The 18,288-nt window shown below is 63.2% G+C and carries 17 protein-coding genes; 7 read left to right on the top strand and 10 right to left on the bottom strand.

What is annotated here, in order from left to right:
• Positions 1-38 precede the first annotated feature (38 nt).
• Positions 39-596, top strand: a complete 558-nt coding sequence (locus tag HV711_RS01290) for a hypothetical protein (RefSeq protein WP_035476364.1) — start codon at positions 39-41, stop codon at positions 594-596.
• A gap of 35 nt (positions 597-631) precedes the next feature.
• Here HV711_RS01290 and HV711_RS01285 read toward each other — a convergent pair whose 3' ends face one another.
• From HV711_RS01285 to HV711_RS01260, 6 genes are all read right to left on the bottom strand, one after another.
• Positions 632-1,117 (bottom strand): hypothetical protein, encoded by a 486-nt coding sequence (locus HV711_RS01285; RefSeq protein ID WP_035476367.1) that lies wholly within the window; start codon positions 1,115-1,117, stop codon positions 632-634.
• Between the two features lie 22 nt (positions 1,118-1,139).
• Positions 1,140-1,922 (bottom strand): H-NS family nucleoid-associated regulatory protein, encoded by a 783-nt coding sequence (locus HV711_RS01280; protein WP_035476370.1) that lies wholly within the window; start codon positions 1,920-1,922, stop codon positions 1,140-1,142.
• A 302-nt stretch (positions 1,923-2,224) separates the two neighbouring features.
• Complete coding sequence (locus tag HV711_RS01275) at positions 2,225-2,563, bottom strand: hypothetical protein (RefSeq protein ID WP_013590690.1); 339 nt, start codon at positions 2,561-2,563, stop codon at positions 2,225-2,227.
• 176 nt (positions 2,564-2,739) lie between these two features.
• Positions 2,740-3,813, bottom strand: a complete 1,074-nt coding sequence (locus HV711_RS01270; protein ID WP_035476373.1) for a DUF6765 family protein — start codon at positions 3,811-3,813, stop codon at positions 2,740-2,742.
• 213 nt (positions 3,814-4,026) lie between these two features.
• On the bottom strand, positions 4,027-4,374 hold the full coding sequence (locus HV711_RS01265; protein ID WP_014972205.1) for an FKBP-type peptidyl-prolyl cis-trans isomerase: 348 nt from the start codon (positions 4,372-4,374) through the stop codon (positions 4,027-4,029).
• Between the two features lie 108 nt (positions 4,375-4,482).
• Entirely contained in the window at positions 4,483-5,340 is an 858-nt protein-coding gene (locus tag HV711_RS01260; protein WP_035476379.1) for a carbon-nitrogen hydrolase family protein, read from the bottom strand.
• A gap of 250 nt (positions 5,341-5,590) precedes the next feature.
• Here HV711_RS01260 and HV711_RS01255 point away from each other — a divergent pair, with 250 nt between their 5' ends.
• The 4 genes from HV711_RS01255 (at position 5,591) to HV711_RS01240 (ending at position 11,434) form a co-directional block, all read left to right on the top strand.
• Positions 5,591-8,254: a ligase-associated DNA damage response DEXH box helicase gene (locus HV711_RS01255; RefSeq protein WP_035476382.1), complete on the top strand. Its 2,664-nt coding sequence runs from the start codon at positions 5,591-5,593 to the stop codon at positions 8,252-8,254.
• Positions 8,251-8,913 (top strand): ligase-associated DNA damage response endonuclease PdeM, encoded by a 663-nt coding sequence (gene pdeM / locus HV711_RS01250; protein ID WP_028360696.1) that lies wholly within the window; start codon positions 8,251-8,253, stop codon positions 8,911-8,913. Before HV711_RS01255 ends, pdeM begins: the two co-directional genes overlap by 4 nt.
• 336 nt (positions 8,914-9,249) lie before the next feature.
• Positions 9,250-10,638, top strand: a complete 1,389-nt coding sequence (locus tag HV711_RS01245; RefSeq protein ID WP_014972208.1) for an FAD-binding oxidoreductase — start codon at positions 9,250-9,252, stop codon at positions 10,636-10,638.
• Between the two features lie 205 nt (positions 10,639-10,843).
• The gene (locus HV711_RS01240) at positions 10,844-11,434 is read left to right on the top strand and encodes a BPSL1445 family SYLF domain-containing lipoprotein (protein WP_013590697.1); all 591 of its coding nucleotides are present in this window, start codon (positions 10,844-10,846) and stop codon (positions 11,432-11,434) included.
• 90 nt (positions 11,435-11,524) lie between these two features.
• Here the strand turns inward: HV711_RS01240 and HV711_RS01235 are convergent, their stop codons facing one another.
• The gene (locus HV711_RS01235; RefSeq protein WP_028360695.1) at positions 11,525-12,064 is read right to left on the bottom strand and encodes a YbaK/EbsC family protein; all 540 of its coding nucleotides are present in this window, start codon (positions 12,062-12,064) and stop codon (positions 11,525-11,527) included.
• 181 nt (positions 12,065-12,245) lie between these two features.
• Here HV711_RS01235 and HV711_RS01230 point away from each other — a divergent pair, with 181 nt between their 5' ends.
• The gene (locus tag HV711_RS01230; RefSeq protein ID WP_035476386.1) at positions 12,246-13,577 is read left to right on the top strand and encodes a YihY/virulence factor BrkB family protein; all 1,332 of its coding nucleotides are present in this window, start codon (positions 12,246-12,248) and stop codon (positions 13,575-13,577) included.
• Positions 13,578-13,968: 391 nt separating this feature from the next.
• Entirely contained in the window at positions 13,969-15,138 is a 1,170-nt protein-coding gene (locus HV711_RS01225; protein ID WP_013590700.1) for a porin, read from the top strand.
• Positions 15,139-15,381: 243 nt separating this feature from the next.
• Here the strand turns inward: HV711_RS01225 and HV711_RS01220 are convergent, their stop codons facing one another.
• The 3 genes from HV711_RS01220 to HV711_RS01210 all read right to left on the bottom strand — a co-directional run bounded on the left by HV711_RS01220 (position 15,382) and on the right by HV711_RS01210 (position 18,154).
• The gene (locus tag HV711_RS01220) at positions 15,382-16,254 is read right to left on the bottom strand and encodes a proteasome-type protease (protein ID WP_028360693.1); all 873 of its coding nucleotides are present in this window, start codon (positions 16,252-16,254) and stop codon (positions 15,382-15,384) included.
• A 138-nt stretch (positions 16,255-16,392) separates the two neighbouring features.
• Positions 16,393-17,193 (bottom strand): transglutaminase family protein, encoded by an 801-nt coding sequence (locus tag HV711_RS01215; RefSeq protein ID WP_013590702.1) that lies wholly within the window; start codon positions 17,191-17,193, stop codon positions 16,393-16,395.
• 10 nt (positions 17,194-17,203) lie between these two features.
• Positions 17,204-18,154: an alpha-E domain-containing protein gene (locus tag HV711_RS01210; RefSeq protein ID WP_013590703.1), complete on the bottom strand. Its 951-nt coding sequence runs from the start codon at positions 18,152-18,154 to the stop codon at positions 17,204-17,206.
• Positions 18,155-18,288 lie beyond the last annotated feature (134 nt).

Here is an 18,288-nt window from a genome sequence, read left to right as displayed (position 1 = left end):
CTGGGCAACAAGTGGAGACAATAAGAATGAGACGATCGATGTGCGGACCAGCAAGTGCCTTTAAAGGTGCCGCTTTATGTCTATGTGTGTCGCTGCTTTCAGCTGTTTTTCCGGCTCACGGCGACGAACAGCGAATGAATCGTGGGCACGATCCTTTCTTCCAGATCTCGAAAGCGATTGACGCGTGCCCCGTGCCGCTCGGCCCACTCGAAACCGAAACGGAATGGCTCGCCGACAGTCATTACCGCATTGAACGCGGCAACAGCTGCTGGATAGAAGGCCGTTGCCGTTTGTCCAACGCTTACCTGTACGATACGGAAATTGCCGAGGCCGTGCAGCGGCGTCTCGCCAATATTAATGCCGCCATGCACTGGCGGGAACAGTCGACGCTCTGGCTCACGCTGCAACGCCGGTTCATTTATGTGCAAGGCTGTGTAGCGCCGGGTTTCGACAAGCAGTCGTTCCTCAAAGAACTCGCGAAGACCGCGGACGTCGAACGCGTGATCGATGACACCACAACCAACCCGCGTGCCGCCCAACTCCCCTATAAAACGCTGGCGGACCCGGACCGCCCAGTAGTCGATCCGGGCAACTAGCTCACGGCAAGCGTCGTGCCCCGTATCGAACGGGGCTACCGTACGAGGGCAAACGCCTCGCGGCTTGCTATGTCCGCTGCGCCATAGATGCCCACCACCGTGTAATCCGACGCAATGCACTCGAAGGTGGATTCCAGGAACGTAATGACGAAATGGCGTCTTGCAGATTCCGTTGATGACACCGCGGAAAGCTCATCCACCAGAGAAGAATGCGTCACCTCATGGGCCGAATACGCGGTGAGACCTTGCGACGCGATCGGATGAATCTCCAGATCACGCTCCCCCGGCGGCCCTAGCCGATGAAACACCGTGTCGGGAAATAGCACTGCGCAGAAGGGATCGTCGTCGGGATCGAACGGACCGTATCGCTCGAAGTCGGACTCGGCGATCGGATAGGCGAGAATCACGCGACGGTCGCTGGCGACAATAAATGGTTCGGCAGCGTCGGCTGCCGGATGAGGAATTGAGTCCAGCAGGAGAACCTGATCCTCCTGCTGTGACGATTCGAGCGCGCTCGTCATGTACTTCGCTATTCCCGTACGCTTATGCGCTCGCTGCCGTCGACGCCAGCGGTGCCGCCGCGCTCGTTGTCAATTCAGAAGCTGCGGCTTTCTTGCGGCCGGGCGCTTTTGCTGCGGCTTTCTTCGCGGTGACTTTTCGCGCCGCAGCTTTCTTTGCAGCAGGCTTGACGACAGCCTTTTTAGTCGCCGCCGACTGGCTGCGTGCCGTGGTCTTTTTCGCCATCACTTTTTTTGCGGCAGCTTTCTTGCTGACCACGCCGCTCGCGGCCGCCGACGTCGCTTTGCCGTCGATCAGGAACCTGGTGCGGTCTTTCACCGCTGCAAGCCAGCGAGGCGCCGGACCGCGTCCGCTCCATGTTGCGCCGGTGGCGGGGTCGCGATACTTGGGCGGCTGCGCGCCTTTCGGCTGACCTTTGCGTTTCGCGCGAGTCGCGACACCGCTTGCAGACGGCCTGGATTCGCTCGCGCCGTCAATGAGAAACACGCTGCGGTCTTTTGCACCGGCAATCCAGCCGGGCGCACGGCCATGTCCAGTCCACGTCGCGCCCGTTTTATGATCGCGGTACTTCGGTATCTTCTGCCCGGCCGCAGTGGGCTTCAATTTGCCGCTCGCGGCATGGCCATTCAGGCCTTTGGCTGCGCGGCGCGCTTTGGCTTGTGCTTCGATGTCCGCGGTGGTCAGGCCGTGCTTGAGCATCAACTCGCGAATCTGGTCGATTGCGATTTGCGCTTTCCTTGCAATAAGGGCGTCAGCTTGTGCCTGGAGCTTCTTAAGCTTTGCCTGGATCTGCTCTAACGTGGGCATTGAATTGCTCCTTATGTGGTAATCGATCAAACTATGCCATGAATAGCGCGAGAAGGGCATACCCGGCTGGCCGTAAAAACCCCAATCTGTTTGTTCTATGCGTGCTGGAGTACGAAACTTTTCTTTGATGCAGTTGAAAGACGCCTTTTGCGCACCTTTGTTCCCTGTCTAGCCTTATCCTTTTTCGCCTTTTTTTGCGCCCTTTCTCGCCTTCTTTTTTGCTCTCGCTATCGCGCTGCTTCTTTGTACTTCTTTCTGACTTATTCGCTTCCCCCGCATCTTTCCGATTGTTTCGCCCTAGCTCAGGTCGGCGTAAAAACGACAACCTGACGATCGGCAATGTATCTGACGCTGCGCAAAAAGCGGTATTGCTGGTCGTCGGCGGTAATACGGTTGAGCCCTATTCGGGTCAGCGCAAGAATCTCGTCGGCTAACTGCGCCTGTACCACGCCCTCGTCGCGCAGATCTTCCAGCGAGCCGGACGGATCGCCGACATAAACGCTGCGCACGTGCGCCCCTATTCTCATCAGAACGACGCTCTCGCCCTCGTCGAGCGCCCGTTCCAGGTAGGCCGCCAGCGTTCGCAACGACTCGGGCGTGCAACTCTGAGCCTGATAGATCGCAGCATTCGATGGCGTCATGTCCGTTCCCCGTCGCCGGTATGGAGAGAAGTGAGCTACCCCGCGCTGCGGCAATAGCCGCTTCTACTATAGGCAAGCATTGGGAGATTCAAAGCTTTCCAGTTCTTTTTTTAATGCGGCGTTGGCCGGCAATCGTGCGGTTTCCACCTTCACGCGAATGTGCCGCGTCCAACGTGTCACGCAATTCGCAGACCGTATGCCGGCAGAACTTCTTGAGTCGTCACGAAACGGTGCTGTTTTACCGCGTCGTGAAAGAGCCGGTAGTCGCTCTTCTCGAATGCCTCAGTCCATACCGGCCTGTCGCCGGAATCGTCTTCCGCGCGAAGACCGGTGGCCTTGTACTTCCATGACCCGACTCCTTTCGGCACATAGTCCGGAATCGGCTCTTTCAGGCCAGGAATACCGCCCTCTTTGACGAATTCGCAGATCGCGCGCAAGCGCTGGTTGTCGTCCATGATCCGGTTGTTATCGAGCAAGTCGGTCAGCACCGTTTTCACATGGGCCGGCAACCCTTCTTCGTTTTCGAAATCTTCGCGCCCGGCCACGTAGCCTCGCACCGCGCGGCACGCCATATCAGCGGCCTCGACGAACTCGGGCAAGTTATGCCTCTGTATGAACATATTCCTGCCGTCGATGTAATGCCATTTCGCCCACGGCTGATCCGGATAGTGCAACGCGGCGCCGTGGCCAACAGGAAGTGCGAGGGTCAGCACGTCTTCCTCCACGTGCTGGATCAGGTGCTGCATCGCGAGCGTGAGGTTCTCGAGCCAGCCGGTGCGGGTGCAATCTTGCGCTTCGAGAGAATGAACCCGATTGCCCGGACTTTCAATGCCGGCGAAGCCCTGATGCGCCCACGTATCCACATACGTATGCAGCGTCACGCCAAGACGATGCAAGCCCGTGTCCGTGCCCCGCTGCCGGATGGCGCGCCGCACCACCTCACGCGCCACGGCGCTGTCCGCCCGGCACACGGCCTTTTCGTCGAGTGTCGCGCCCTCGCCGGCAGGCAGAAAATGAAACGGCGCCCACACGAGCCGGTTCTGGTCGTTTTCGGTGTTGGCGTAGTCGAACGTCTTGTGTGCGGTAGCGAAGCGCTCGAACGTTTCGCCACCCTCGAAGCGCAGGATGCCCGGCGTGGTTGCGTCATCGACATACTGGCAGGCATGGGCGACGGTCAGCGCCTGAGCAGGCGTCATTCCACCCACTCGCGCGACGATATAAACCACGCCGTAATGAAAGTCGATATTCATGGCAGACGCTCCTCATGCACGATGAATGACAACAACATCATTGGTCAACGAGCGGGCGGGCGGCGAATTAAAAAGATCTCGTTATTGAAGACGAACGCAATGCCCTTCCGTTTTATTCCTTCCCCGATCCGGCTGACTGCCGGTGCAATGCCATAAAAAAACCCCGCTGCGTTAGCCGGAGCGGGGTTGCGTTTCAGCGCACGTTGCGCCGCCTTATTTGACGATGTCGATCAGCTCGACTTCGAACGTCAAGTCGCTGTTCGGCGGAATGGTGCCCACGGCACGGCTGCCGTAAGCGGTGGCAGCCGGGCACGTCAGTTTGGCCTTGCCGCCCACCTTCATGGTCTGGACCCCTTGAGTCCAGCACGGAATCACACGGTTCAACGGAAATGTTGCCGGACCGCCGTGCTTCGCGGACGCGTCGAATTCAGTGCCGTTTGCAAGCGTGCCGCGATAATTGACCTTGACGACATCGGTAGCGGCCGGCTGCGCGCCGGTGCCCTGCACCAGATGCTCGACAACGACGCCCGAAGGCAGCTTCTCCGTGGAAGCGGCAGCCATTGCCGTCGAGGAAAGAACAGTAGCAGCGAGCAAAGCGGCGATAGATTTCAAAACGGGCCTCCAGATGGGTAGTACAGCTCATTCTAGCGCAACGCTAGTCGCGCGCCGTCAATCGAGCCGCCGTACGGAAACGCCGCCCGCGCCGGTATCGCCGCGCGCGACGAAATCGGCGAGTGCCGTTTCGCGTTCGCGGACCTCGGCCAGCGCCACGGGGTCGAGCAGCGCGGTGATCACTTCTTCGCGCTCGCGGCTGGCCTGCGCGATCACATCGCCATAGGGACTCCAGATCGCGCTCGCCCCACAGGTGTCCCAGCCGCCCGTCGTGCCGACGTGATTTGAGAGCAATACGTATAGCGTGTTGTCGAACGCCCGCGCCGGGAACCAGATACGCGACTGGTGATAGCCGGACTTGACGCTGAAGAGCCCGCTCACGAGATAAGCGTGCGCACCGTCGATAGCCACGTTGCGCGCGTGCTCGGGAAAGCCCGAGTCGTAACATACGCCGAGCGCGAGCCGCCATCCGTCCAGTTCGAGGATGCTGCCTCGCGTGCCCGGCCGGTAGATTTCCGCTTCGCATCTATATAGATACTGCTTGTGATAGGGCTCGGCGTCCTCGCCGCAGCAATCGAATACGAGCGAGGAAATATGCAGCCCGTGCGCTGCGCGCGTGGCCGCGCCCACGACGACGGAAATGCCGCGGCGGCGACACACCTCGCGGATCGGATCGAGGCGTGCATCGGACGCCTCGAATGCATACCTTGCGGGGTCGCCGGCAATCAGCCCGGGCTCGTAGCCGCTCAGGAACTTCTCGGGAAAAACCACCAGTCTGGCGCCGCGGTCGGCGGCAACACCGGTCAATTCGACCGTCTTCGCGAGGTTCGCTGTTACATCGCCGCAAACCGGCTGCGCCTGAGCGGCCGCGATTGGCAGGGTCACGCGAGGCAACGCTGCGAGCTTGTTATCCACGTAAACTCCGTTATGAATGGAACTGCGGGTTGAGCGTCACGCGGTTGCTGAGCGCGGTTGCCGACCGCCTGTGTGGACCGCCGTCGGTGACTGCTGGGCCAGGTGCCGTTGAAGCCCCGGCATTTAAACACGGACCGCTCCCGCGTATCAGCGAGATTTGGTGAACCAGCGCCTTGCGCGCAGAGTCCATTAGGAAATGCACAGCCAGAAATCGCCGGCCGCCTGATCCGATGCTAACCAGCGCTTGTCAATGAAAGAACCCGTCGACCCCGACAAACAGGACGTTGCACCGCCTGCGGCCGCGCCCGAGCGGCGCCGCGCGCCCCGGCCGCGACGCATTCCGCTCAGTCGCGAGCAGCAGGCGCGCCTCGACGCTCGCGAGCCGGCCTTCGAGCCGCAGGCGTTCGTGATCGACGAAGAAGCGGCGCGCCGCCCTTTTGCCGCCAAGCTCCATGAGTGGTTCGAGCAGCGCCGCTGGCAGCCGTTCGATTTCCAGCGGGACGTCTGGCGCGACATGGAAAGAGGCGCGAGCGGCTTGCTGCATGCGACCACGGGCGCGGGCAAGACGTGGGCCGTGTGGTTCGGCGCGCTCGCCGCCTTTGGCGGCAAGGGCTCGTCTCGTGCGAGTTCGAGCTCCGCGCGTAAGCGCGCGGCTCCCACGCAGCCCGAGCCGCTCACGATTCTGTGGATCACGCCGATGCGCGCCCTCGCGGCCGACACGGCCCGCGCCTTGCAAAGCTCGGCCATCGAACTGGCCGTGCCGTGGACAGTCGGCTTGCGAACCGGCGACACGTCCCCGGCCGAACGCGCGCGCCAGAACCGGCGCATGCCGTCTGCGCTGATTACGACGCCCGAGAGCCTGACGCTCATCCTCACAAGGCCCGACGCGCGCGAAGTGCTCTCCCATGTGAGACTTGTGATTGTCGACGAATGGCACGAGTTGCTCGGCAACAAGCGCGGCACGCAGACCCAACTGGCACTCGCGCGGCTCGCGCACTGGCAGCCCGGCTTGCAGGTGTGGGGTTTGTCGGCGACGCTCGGCAATCTCGCCTTCGCAGCCGAGGTGCTGCTCGCGCCAGTCAGGACCCCGCGCGTGAGCGTGCACGGCAAGTTGCCGAAGGCGTTGATCGTCGATACGGTCATTCCAGAGACCATCGAGCGGTTTCCATGGGGCGGTCATATGGGCATGCGCCAGGTCGCGGCCGTGGCCGCTGCAATCGGCGAGGCGCGCACCTCGCTCGTATTCACCAACACCCGCTCGCAATGCGAAGTCTGGTATCAGGCGCTGCTCGAAGCGCGGCCCGACTGGGCCGGCGCAATCGCTTTGCATCACGGCTCGCTCGATCAGGAAGTGCGCGAGTGGGTCGAGCGCGGCCTGAAGAGCGGCCTCCTGAAAGTGGTTGTGTGCACATCGAGTCTGGATCTCGGCGTCGACTTTTTGCCGGTTGAACGCGTCTTCCAGATCGGCTCGCCGAAAGGCGTCGCGCGTTTGATGCAGCGTGCGGGCCGCTCAGGCCATGCGCCCGGCCGGCCGTCGCGCGTGACGATTGTGCCCACGCACGCGCTCGAACTCGTCGAAGCGGCGGCCGCGCGCGAAGCGGTCGACAAGCGGCAAATAGAGGGCCGAGACACGCCTGAGAAACCGTTCGACGTTCTGGTCCAGCATCTGGTGACGGTCGCCATCGGCGGAGGCTTCGACGCGCGCGCGCTCTATGACGAAGTTCGCAGCGCCTACGCGTACCGCAATCTCACCCAGCAGGAATTCGGCTGGGCGTTGGGCTTCGTGGAAGGCGGCGGCACCGCGCTGCGCGCGTATCCGGACTACCACCGCGTGGTGCGCGAAAACGACGGCATGTACCGCGTGCCCCGCGAAGACCTGGTGCGCCGGCATCGCAACAACGTCGGCACCATCGTCGCGAACGGCACGCTCAATGTCGCCTATCTGGCGGGCGGGCGCATCGGCGCAATCGAGGAGTCGTTCATTTCACGCCTGAAACCGGGCGATATTTTCACCTTCGGCGGACGCGCGCTCGAATTGATTCGCGTGCAGGACATGACCGCGTGGGTGAAACGCGCGACGTCCGCGCGCGGCGCGATGCCGCAATGGGCCGGCAGCCGCATGCCGCTCTCCTCCGAACTCGCGGAAGCGACCTTGACGATGCTGGCGCGCGCCGCCGGCGGCATCTATGACGAACCGGAAATGCGCGCGGTCCGGCCACTGCTCGAATTGCAGAAGAAATGGTCGGCGTTGCCGGAGCCCGGCGTGCTTGTCGCCGAAGTACTCAAAACGCGCGAAGGGCATCACTTCTTCTGTTATCCATTTGCAGGGCGAACCGCACATATCGGTCTGGGCGCATTGCTTGCATGGAGAGTCGCGCGGGAGAAGCCCGGTACTTTTTCCATTTCCATGAACGACTATGGTTTCGAGTTGTTGTCTGCGCAACCATTCGACTGGGCCGCGGAATTGCAGCGCGGGTTGCTCTCGGCGGAAGAACTGGATCGCGACATTCTCGCCAGCCTGAATTCTTCGGAATTATCGAGGCGCCGCTTCCGCGAAATTGCGCGCGTGTCCGGACTCGTGTTTCAGGGGCATCCCGGACAGCAGAAGAGCGCGCGGCAATTGCAGGCGTCGAGCGGCCTTTTCTACGAGATATTCCGCAATCACGACAGCGGCAATCTGTTACTCGACCAGGCGGACGCGGAAGTATTGCTGCAGGAACTCGACGCCAAACGCATTCGCACCGCGCTGCAGCGGATGAACGCGAGCCGCCTCGTTCTCACGCAGCCGGAAAAACCGACTCCGTTTGCATTTCCGCTCATCGTCGGACGGCTGCGCGAGAAGGTCAGCACGGAAAAGCTCGCGGATCGCGTGGAGCGGATGCTCGCGGAACTGGAAAAGGCGGCCCGCGTATGAAGCCCGCTGCGCTGCCGGTCGATATTGCGGGCCACCCGCTTGTCCTGTCGACTTTGCGCGCCGCCTTCGATCCCGCGCTGCGCGGCCTGCTCGTCGCCGATGCGCATTTCGGCAAGGACGCGGTATTCCGTGCGCGCGGCGTGCCGGTGCCGGTGGGCTCCACGGCGGACAACCTGATGCGCCTCGACATACTCATCGCCGAATTCGAACCGGCCATGCTGGTCTTTCTCGGTGACCTGCTACATGCGCGCGAGGCGCACGCCGAAGAAACGCTCGATGCGCTGCACGTCTGGCGCGCGCGGCACGCGAGTTTGCGGATCGTGCTAGTGGAAGGCAATCATGACCTGCATGCGGGCGCCTTACCCGATGCACTTCGCGTCGATTATGTGCAGGAGCCGTGGCGCATCGGACCGTGGGCGCTGTGTCATCACCCGCAGACCGTGGACGGTGCGTATGCACTCGCCGGCCATCTGCATCCCGTCTATCGGATCGCCACGCGTCACGACTCCGTCCGCGTGCCATGCTTTCGGTTCGGCGCGCAATGCGGCGTGCTGCCGGCATTCGGCAGCTTTACCGGCGGCGCGCGCGACGACGCCCGCACGAAGGGAGAAAGGGTTTTCGTCGTGGCTCAAGACAAGATCATTGAAGTGCCGCGCTAGGCCGTGGTACCGCGCAGGGCAGCGCGTTTTCCTCATACCAGTCGCACCAAACCATGCGGATTCGCGGCCAGCCAACACATTCGCACGCGATCTTTTCCGCAAGCGCATGCATCATTGCGCGCGCTCGGCGCCGCACTATTTGACGGCCAGGCCCGCGCAAGCCCGCTGCGCGGGCCTCGCAGCGCGCAGCGAGCCGCACGCGGGTTTACGTGTGTTTGACTGCGCGGAGCCGCCCCGTTTACTGGACGCTGAATCAGTCTGTCAACAAACTTTCGGTCTGCTTCGGTCAGTCAACGGTGCTCGGAGAGCGCCCTCACAACACCCTGGAGACAAGCCATGGCACACGTGTCGAGCAGCGCCATCGAAGAACTGAAAGCCGCTATACGCGGGCAGCTGGTGCTGCCCGAAGACGCCGGCTTCAACGAAGCGCGCGGCATCTGGAATGCGATGATCGACCGCCGCCCGGCGATGATCCTGCGCTGCGCGGGAGTCGCCGACGTGCGCCGCGGCATCGCCTTCGCGCGCGCGAACAATCTGCCGCTCGCCGTGCGCGGCGGCGGCCATAACATTGCCGGCAGCGCGCTGTGCGAAGACGGCCTCGTGATGGATTTTTCGCGGATGAAGTCCGTGCGGATCGACCCCGTGGCAAGACGCGCGTATGTCGAACCCGGCGCGACGCTCGCGGACTTCGATCATGAAGCGCAGGCCTTCGGGCTCGCGACGCCGCTCGGCATCAATTCGACCACCGGCGTGGCGGGCTTGACGCTTGGCGGCGGCTTTGGCTGGCTAAGCCGCAAATACGGCATGACGGTCGACAATCTGATCTCCGCCGACGTCGTCACGGCCGACGGCGAATTGCTTCGCGCCAGCGCCGAATCGAACGAAGATCTGTTCTGGGCGATTCGCGGCGGCGGCGGCAACTTCGGCGTCGTCACTTCGTTCGAGTTTGCGCTGCATCCGGTCGGACCGATGGTGTACGGCGGCCTCGTCGTTTTTCCGCTCGCTCAGGCGAGGGACGCGCTCGTCAGATATCGCGCGGCATCCACGCAAATGCCCGACGATCTCTCCGTGTGGGCGGTGCTGCGGCTCGCGCCGCCGCTGCCGTTCCTGCCCGCCGACGTCCACGGTCAGCCGGTCATCATCTTCGCGAACTGCTACACGGGACCGACCGCCAACGGTCCTTCGGCGGTTGCGCAAGTGAAGACGTTCGGCACGCCGGTCGGCGAACATCTCGGCGAAATGCCGTTCGTAGCGTGGCAGCAGGCGTTCGACCCGCTGCTCACGCCCGGATCGCGCAACTACTGGAAGTCGCACAATCTTGCCGGCATCGACGACGGCCTCATCGACGCACTGCTTCAGTCGATCGGGAATCTGCCTTCGCCGCAGTGCGAGATTTTCTTCGGCCAGATCGGCGGCCAAACGCAGCGCGTGCCCGTGAACGCGACCGCTTATTCGAGCCGCGATACGCACTACGCGATGAACGTGCATGGCCGCTGGGACGATCCCGCCGACGACGATCGTTGCATCGGCTGGGCTCGCGCATTTTTCGACGCCGCGGCGCCCTTCTCGCTCGGCAGCGTCTACGTGAACTTCATGACCCAGGAAGAAGGAAGCCGCGTAGCCGATGCATATGGCCCGAACTACGAACGGCTCGTCGCCGTGAAGAGCCGCTACGATCCGCATAACGTCTTCCGTCATAACCAGAACATTCGTCCCGCCATGTAACGGCGATCATTGAGGAAGCCGCGCCGCTCGCCCGCGCGGATTCCTCGCCTCCCATGCATTCATGCCGCTCTGCGCGGGCAGCATGGATCAGGCACGGCACATGCTGCTTTATCATTGACCCCGGTCCTTATGGGCCGGTGTCACGGCATTACCCTTTTGATCGATAAAGAAAAACCGCCTCGATAAACGTAAAAGGACAACTATCATGCGCAGACGACAATTCATCACGACGGCCGGCGCGGCTTTCGCAACCGCGGGGCTCGGCCTCGCCGGTTGCACCACCACGTCCTCGTCTTCGAACGCGTCGGCGTCCGCCAACGCCAACAAGCGCGACACGATTAACGCCGGAGTCGACTCCACGCTTTCGCGTCTGTACGCGAATGTCGGCGGCTCGCGCGAACTCGTGGCCAAAGCGCGCGGCGTGCTGGTGTTCCCGTCGGTGATTTCGGCGGGCTTCTGGGTCGGCGGCCAATACGGCGAAGGCGCGCTGCGCGTGGGCGGTCGCACGACCGGCTACTACAGCACCGTGGCAGGATCGTTCGGCTTGCAGATAGGCGCGCAGTCGAAGGCGCTGATTTTCCTGTTCATGACGCAGGAAGCGCTCGACAAATTCCTCAATAGTCAGGGCTGGGCAGCAGGCGCCGACGCAACCGTCGCGGTGCTCAAGGTCGGCGCGAATGGCGCGATCGATACGTCGACGGCGACGAGCCCCGTCGAAGCGTTCGTGTTGACGAACGGCGGGCTGATGGCCGGCGTGTCTCTGGAAGGCACGAAGGTGTCGCGCCTCGTCATCTGAGCGTTGATCATCTGATCTTGCTCGAAGAAGCCGCGCGGCCGCCTCGCGGACCGCGTGGCAACCGCGCCTCGCCTCTCCGCCCGGCCGCAGTCACTCGGCCGGGAGCGTCATCGCTGCAATCTCGCAGCGCGGCCACTGGCGCAGCACGTCCGGTGCAAGCAGCAGCTTGGCTGCGCGGACGCCGGCTCCCATCACAATCTGTGCGCGCTCCATCACGGCCGCATCCACGAGAATGCGCCAGCCATCCGGCAAGCCGAAAGCCGTAATGCCGCCGAACTCCATTCCGCTCAGTTCGACCGCGGCCTCGCGCTTCGCGAACGAGAGCCGCTGCGCGCCGAGCACCGCCTTGACCGCGCCGTTGATGTCGAGCCGCAACGAGCCGAGCGAAACGAGCGCCGCGTAGTGCTCGCCGCCGTCTTTCTTGTAGCGCACCACGATCGTATTCGCGCAGTCTTCCAGACCGAAGCCGTAACGCGCACTGAAGGCGGCGGTGTCCGAAGCGTCGTCGGTGACGGAGAAAACCGTGACGCCCTGCCGCGGAAGTTGCGCGAGCACAGGCGCCGGCAACGACGCGGCAAGTTCTTCGGCGGGAATCACGTCCAACTGCTTCAGGGCTTCGTGCGAATGCATGGCTGATAGTGGAAACGATGAGAAGAGCCTTCGCATTCTAGCGGCACGCGCGCGGCGCGCGCAGAGCACGCTTGCTATAGTCACAGGCACAAGGTTTGCGAAAGTCAGCGATACGAAGGCTGCGTCCGACCGAGCGGCTCGCGCATGCCGACCGGCGCCCGTACCCATTGAGACTTCGACCATGGACATCGACACGCTTTCCGCCGAAAACCTCCAGCACGTGGCGCGCGCGCAGGCGAACTGGGCAATCGGAGCACTCAGGAAGTTTTCCGACGACCGCTGCTCCGCGATGGCGGCGAGCATCGCGTTCTACGCCGCGTTTTCTCTTGCGCCGACACTCGTCATGGTGATTGCGGTGGCCGGCTGGTTCTTCGGTGCCGAGGCCGCGCGCGGCGAACTGTTCGACCATATCCACGGACTGCTTGGCGACCAGGCGGCGGCGGGCGTGCAGACCATCGTCGAGAACGCGCACCACAGCGGCAGCGCGGGCGGCATTGCGGCCATCATCTCGTTCACGATGCTGGCGATCGGCGCGTCGGCCACGTTTTCATCGCTGAACAGCGCGCTCAACGTCGTGTGGCCGTACAGCGGGCCACGCACCTCCAGCGTGATCGCGCTCGTGCGCGTGCGACTGATTTCATTCGGACTCGTGCTCGGCGTCGCGTTTCTGCTGATCGTTTCGCTCGTGCTGGACACGGTGATTACCTTTATCGGCAAATGGCTGTGGGGCGACTCGCCTTACGTGGTGATCGGCAATCTGCTGCAGCTCGGCGTGGGCCTGCTGGTGCTCGCGTTTGCGTTTGCCGGCCTGCTCAAGTTCCTGCCCGACGCGAGCGTGCGCTGGCGCGATGCGCTCGTCGGCGGCGTGGTGGCGGCCGTGCTGTTTTCGGCGGGCAAGAAGCTGTTTGCGCTGTACCTCGCGCACGCGGGCATGGCCAGTTCGTTCGGCGCGGCGGGATCGCTCGCAGTGCTGCTCATGTGGCTGTATTTCTCGGCCGCGGTGCTGCTGCTCGGCGCGGAATTTTCGGCGGCCCGCGGCCGGCTCAACGATCCGCGCGGCGGCTGGGGCATCCAGAGCGATTCGCCGCCGGGGAGCCGCGCCAAGCTCGCGTCGGTGCTGGCGGCGTCGACCGTTCCGGCGAGTGCGGCGTTGCACGCGGAAGAGCACGCGTTCGGTGCCGAAGACCACGCCCAACGCGCCGGGATCGGCGCCGCGTTCTCCGCGGACCGGCGCGCCGGGTTATCTGCTGCTGGCGGGCGGCGGTCGCGAGCGGGCGAAAAAGCATCGGTCGCGGCGACCGCGCTCAAGGTCGGACGCTCGGTGATTTCCGCTGAAGCCGAAGCGACGCATCTCGCCGCGGTGACGCTGCTGGGCGCCAGCCGCAAAGCGGCCGCCGCGAATCGCTACGTGCGCGCGCACCCGTGGAAGTCTGTCGCCCTCGCCGCCGCCGCGGGCCTCGCGGCAGCGAGCATGGCGCGGCACGCGCGCGACGAGGACACGCCGGCCAGATAGCGAGGCGGCGAAGGGCCGCACCTTATTGGTGCGCGTGGATCACAATCGCTGGGACCTGTCTAGTCCGCTTTTCGGCCAACCTGCACTGTGCTGCCTGAACACGTGCCGGGCGACGCCCCCTCTGCTAGACGAGTTTTTTACGTCCAGCTTACAAATTAATGCCAAAAGGACATCAGTGGAAACGTTCGTCGTCAACAAAACAACAATAATGCGAATGCAACGAAACAATATTGCAAAAACGGAAACAATGGCCAACAGGCTTTAAATACAAGGCTTTGCGACGATTGTCAGTTTTTGGCGACACTCTTTTTTTTCCAGTTCTTACCGATTGACGCGGTGAGCTATTCTCCTTTCCGCAACAAGTAAACTAATCATCTGCGTGGAGAAATGGATGAAACGAATCGCACTGTCTACCCTCTCGCTGGCGCTTCTCGGCGCTACCGGCGTCGCACACGCTCAAAGCAGCGTGACCCTGTACGGCTTGATCGATGAATCGATCCAGTTTGCGCACAACACCGTCGACGCGACGGGCGCGAACAAGAACCAGGTCGGCCTGGTCGCCGGCAACCTGCAAGGCAGCCGTTGGGGCTTGAAGGGCACGGAAGATCTGGGCGGCGGTCTGAAGGCGCTGTTCCAGTTGGAAAACGGCTTTGATCCGAATACCGGCCGTCTGAACCAGGGCGGTCGTATGTTCGGTCGTCAGGCATATGTCGGTTTGACCGGCGACCAGTGGGGTACGGTCACGTTGGGTCGCCAGTATGACCCGGTCGTCGACCTGGTCCAACCGCTGACGGCAGACAACTACTTCGGTTCGACGTTCACGACGCCGGGCGACGTGGACAACAACGACAACTCGTCGCGCACGAACAACGCTGTCAAGTACACCTCGCCGGTGTGGGGCGGCTTCCAGTTCGAAGGCATGTACGCATTCGGCGGCATCGCTGGCTCCACGGGCGCAGGTCAAACGTGGTCGGGCGCGGCAACGTATGCAACGGGTCCGTTCAGCATTGCTGCCGGCTACTTCCGCGCAGAAAACCCGCACACCGCAGCGCCGACCCGTGCAGGCTGGGGTGCGACGAGCACGTCTGACGGCACGTTCGACAACCAGATCAACCCGTACGCCGCCGCCAAGTCGATCGGCATCGCTTCGGTTGCTGTTCAATACGTCGCGGGCCCGTTCACGGCCAACGTGCGTTACAGCAACGCGCAGTACAAGCCGGACGCACAGTCGGGCTTCGGTTCGACCGAGAAGTACAACGTCGCAGGCGCGTACCTGGGCTACCAGGCAACGCCGGCACTGCTGGTTGGCGTGGGCTACATCTACACGAAGGCTAGCGGCGACGCGAGCGCAACGTACCACCAGGTTTCGCTGGGCGGCGACTACAACCTGTCGAAGCGCACGGACATCTACCTGGTCGGCGCATACCAGCACGCAAGCGGCGATCAGCGCGCTTCGAACGGTGCACTGGTCAGCGCAGGCGCAGCAGTCGGTTCGTACGGCTACAACTCGGCTTCCAGCTCGCAAGAAGTGGTCAGCCTGGGTATCCGCCACAAGTTCTAATTGGACTTGACGGACTGCTGAAGCGTACGCAGTTCGAAACCAGCCACGGGCGTGAAGCCGGTGGCTGGTTTTTTTTCGTCCGTAGCATTCGGGTCCGCAGCGACGAGCAGTCAGATCGCGCCCAAAAAATAAGGCCGCCGACTCACCCCGCGCGGGGTTCATGGCGACCTTCATTTTCCTGATGCAGGGTGTTCGGCCCGCCGGCGACGCGGCTCTCCCCACGCACAGCCGACACCCACGCACCTACCGCCGCTGCGCTTTGCCCTTCTCCGCCTGGGCCAGCGTCTGCGCCGGGTTCATATCGAGTTCATGTTCGACGCCGTCCGCGCCCACCGGCGCGCGGTACAGTACCAGCGCCCGCTCGCGCTGCAGCGTCGGCACTTCGGGCGACGCCTGCCAGTCGGGATCCGGAATTTCGCCGAACACCTGACGCAGCCGCTCGCCCCACGTGCGATGAATCATCTCGAAGTAAGCATTGTCGTGATCGATCGAGACGAAGCGCGTGACGCGCAGCGAGTCTTTCTCGTAGACCAGCAAGTCGAGCGGCAACCCCACCGAGAGATTCGAGCGCAGCGTCGAGTCCATGGAGATGAGCGCGCATTTTGCGGCTTCGTCAAGCGGCGTCGACGGTGTCAGCACCCGGTCGATGATCGGCTTGCCGTATTTCGCCTCGCCGATCTGGAAGTACGGATTCACCGCCGACGCCTCGATGAAATTGCCCGCCGCATAAATCATGAAGAGACGCGGCCGGTTTCCGGCGATCTGTCCGCCGAGAATGAAGCTGCAATTGAAGTCGACGCCGAATTCCTGCAGCGCCGCCGCCTCCCGCTGATGCACCGAACGCACCGCCTCGCCGATCACGCGCGCGGCGTCCGCCATGGTCGGCGCGGTCCACAGCGTGGGCTTCGCGGCATCCGCCGGCTCCGACAGTTCGTGCAGCACGGCTTGCGTGAGCGACAAATTGCCCGCGCCCAGCAGCACGAGGGCGCGCTCGCCGGGCTGCTCGAACACCGACATCTTGCGCGCGGTGCTGATGTGATCGACGCCCGCGTTGGTCCTCGTGTCGGAAAGAAACACGAGACCTTCGTCGACGGTCATCGCTACGCAGTAGGTCATAGGGAAAAGTACCCGCAAAAAACAACTGAACGGCGCTATTGTAATGCGGCGCGAATGCGCCTCTTCACCGTATTACGGCCGTTGCGGGTTTGTACTTGATAGCAGTGGCGACTCGCGCGACGCGAGACCCGGCGCCGCCTACTGCGACATCTGCGCAGTGACGTTGACAGACACCTTCAACTGCTCCTCCCTGCCGCCGATGCGCCGGCCGCGCACCGGCGCCGCCGCCTCGTAATCGCGCGCCACAGCCAGCCTGCAGTACATTTCGCTGGCGAAGGCGGCATGTGTGACATCGATCGACACCCACCCCGTGCCGTCGAGCCACACGTCCACCCACGCGTGGCTCGCCGCGTGTGCGACGTCGCCCGGTTCGATATAGCCGCTCACGTAGCGCGCCGGGACGCCGCGCGTCCGGCAGCATGCGAGCATCAGATGCGCATGGTCCTGACACACGCCATTGCCGAGCGCGAGCGCCTGCGCCGCCGTGCTGGTCACCTCGGTCACGCCCGGGTTGTACCTGACCTGTTCGACGATCCGCTCGGACAGCGCGATAAGACCCGACGCGCTCCCGAGACTCGGCACCGACCCGGCCAGTTCGCGAATCGCCGCGTCGGCCTCCGTGAGGCGCGTCGCGCAGGTGAAATGCTCGAGCGGAATCGGACCGGCATCGTCGGGAAGACGGCCGTCCCGCAGCGCAATCGTGTCGACTTCGCCGGCCACGTGCAGGCGAATCTCGCTGTGCGGCTTGTTGATGACGAGCGTATGCAGCGCGTTGCCGTAGGCGTCGAACGTGGCGTCGAGCTTGCCCGGCGCGTCGATGCTCCAGCGCCGCACAACCTGCGAGGCGCCGCTTGCGGGCGTAAGCCGCAATTGCTGGATCGAGTAATGGACAGTCGCTTCGTAACGATAGGACGTCTCGTGGCGGATCGTCAGGTACATGGAAACTCCGTCAGGCGACTGGCAGCATAAGATAGGTACGCGCGACGAGATTGCCGAGCTCGAACACGCGAGCAAGGAATTGCGTCAGGTACGCGTGCAGGCCGGCTTCGAAAATCTGCCGGATATCCGCATAGAGCAGTTCGGCGCGCAGCTTGCCGGCGAACCGCTCGCACTGGTTCGAGCCCGACGTGCGCAGCATCGCCAGATTCGCGCAGACGCCTTCGAGCGAGGCGAGCAGCGAGCGCGGCATCTGCTGGTTGAGAATCATCAATTCGACGACCCGGGCCGGCGTGACAACGTCGCGATACACCTTGCGATAGATTTCCAGCGCCGACACCGAGCTCAGAATCGACGTCCAGTAATAGAAGTCTTCGAGCTGGCGCGCGGCGTCGCGCGAATTCGGCTCCACGTCGGCAAAGCGCACGTCGAGAATACGCGCCGTGTTGTCGGCGCGCTCGAGAAACGTGCCGAGCTGCGTGAAGAAGAACGCGTCGTCCTGCAGCGCAGTGCCGATCGTCACGCCGCGCGACAGGTGCGAGCGAAACTTCACCCATTCGAACAACGCGCCGGGATTCGCCGCGGCCTGACCGGACGAAATACGCTCGTTGAATTCGAGCCAGGTATCGTTGATCGTCTCCCACCATTCGGTCGTCAAGGTGCCGCGAACGGCACGCGCATTTTCGCGCGCGGCGTGCAAACACGAATGAATACTCGACGGGTTCGTCGCGTCGGCCACCATGAAATCGAGCACGTGTTCGCGCGTCGGCTCGTCATAGCGCTGCGCGAAGGCGGACTCCAGTTCGGAGATGCGCAGCACCGAACGTTGCGCGCGCGCCTCCTGGTCGGGCGTCTGCGGCAGCAAAAGCGCCTTCAGGTTGATGTCGAGCATGCGGGCGGTGTTCTCCGCGCGCTCCATGTAGCGGGCCATCCAGAAGAGGTGATCGGCGGTGCGGCTTAGCATGACGGCGTTCCGTATCTAATGACGCGAGGTCTCTTGAAGTAAAGCTCGCGCTGGTTATCCGTATGCGCCGGCGGCTTTCGATGAGCGCCCCGGCGCGCTGGGTTGCGGGCGCGGCCAGGCCAGCCGCGCGGCAA

Origin of the sequence: Paraburkholderia phenoliruptrix (genome assembly GCF_902859825.1) — a bacterium.
Classification (GTDB): domain Bacteria; phylum Pseudomonadota; class Gammaproteobacteria; order Burkholderiales; family Burkholderiaceae; genus Paraburkholderia; species Paraburkholderia phenoliruptrix.
Note: the sequence above shows the minus strand (reverse complement) of the source record. Positions and strands in the feature narration are given on the sequence as shown.

Excerpts from the sequence above, each read along its gene's own strand:
- HV711_RS01280 (WP_035476370.1), bottom strand. The coding sequence starts at position 1,922 with ATGCCCACGTTAGAGCAGATCCAGGCAAAGCTTAAGAAGCTCCAGGCA.
- HV711_RS01210 (WP_013590703.1), bottom strand. The coding sequence starts at position 18,154 with ATGCTAAGCCGCACCGCCGATCACCTCTTCTGGATGGCCCGCTACATG.
- HV711_RS01290 (WP_035476364.1), top strand. The coding sequence starts at position 39 with ATGTGCGGACCAGCAAGTGCCTTTAAAGGTGCCGCTTTATGTCTATGT.
- HV711_RS01265 (WP_014972205.1), bottom strand. The coding sequence starts at position 4,374 with ATGGCTGCCGCTTCCACGGAGAAGCTGCCTTCGGGCGTCGTTGTCGAG.
- HV711_RS01235 (WP_028360695.1), bottom strand. The coding sequence starts at position 12,064 with ATGCATTCGCACGAAGCCCTGAAGCAGTTGGACGTGATTCCCGCCGAA.
- HV711_RS01240 (WP_013590697.1), top strand. The coding sequence starts at position 10,844 with ATGCGCAGACGACAATTCATCACGACGGCCGGCGCGGCTTTCGCAACC.
- HV711_RS01230 (WP_035476386.1), top strand. The coding sequence starts at position 12,246 with ATGGACATCGACACGCTTTCCGCCGAAAACCTCCAGCACGTGGCGCGC.
- HV711_RS01275 (WP_013590690.1), bottom strand. The coding sequence starts at position 2,563 with ATGACGCCATCGAATGCTGCGATCTATCAGGCTCAGAGTTGCACGCCC.
- HV711_RS01215 (WP_013590702.1), bottom strand. The coding sequence starts at position 17,193 with ATGTACCTGACGATCCGCCACGAGACGTCCTATCGTTACGAAGCGACT.
- HV711_RS01225 (WP_013590700.1), top strand. The coding sequence starts at position 13,969 with ATGAAACGAATCGCACTGTCTACCCTCTCGCTGGCGCTTCTCGGCGCT.
- HV711_RS01255 (WP_035476382.1), top strand. The coding sequence starts at position 5,591 with ATGAAAGAACCCGTCGACCCCGACAAACAGGACGTTGCACCGCCTGCG.
- HV711_RS01220 (WP_028360693.1), bottom strand. The coding sequence starts at position 16,254 with ATGACCTACTGCGTAGCGATGACCGTCGACGAAGGTCTCGTGTTTCTT.
- HV711_RS01245 (WP_014972208.1), top strand. The coding sequence starts at position 9,250 with ATGGCACACGTGTCGAGCAGCGCCATCGAAGAACTGAAAGCCGCTATA.
- pdeM (WP_028360696.1), top strand. The coding sequence starts at position 8,251 with ATGAAGCCCGCTGCGCTGCCGGTCGATATTGCGGGCCACCCGCTTGTC.
- HV711_RS01285 (WP_035476367.1), bottom strand. The coding sequence starts at position 1,117 with ATGACGAGCGCGCTCGAATCGTCACAGCAGGAGGATCAGGTTCTCCTG.
- HV711_RS01270 (WP_035476373.1), bottom strand. The coding sequence starts at position 3,813 with ATGAATATCGACTTTCATTACGGCGTGGTTTATATCGTCGCGCGAGTG.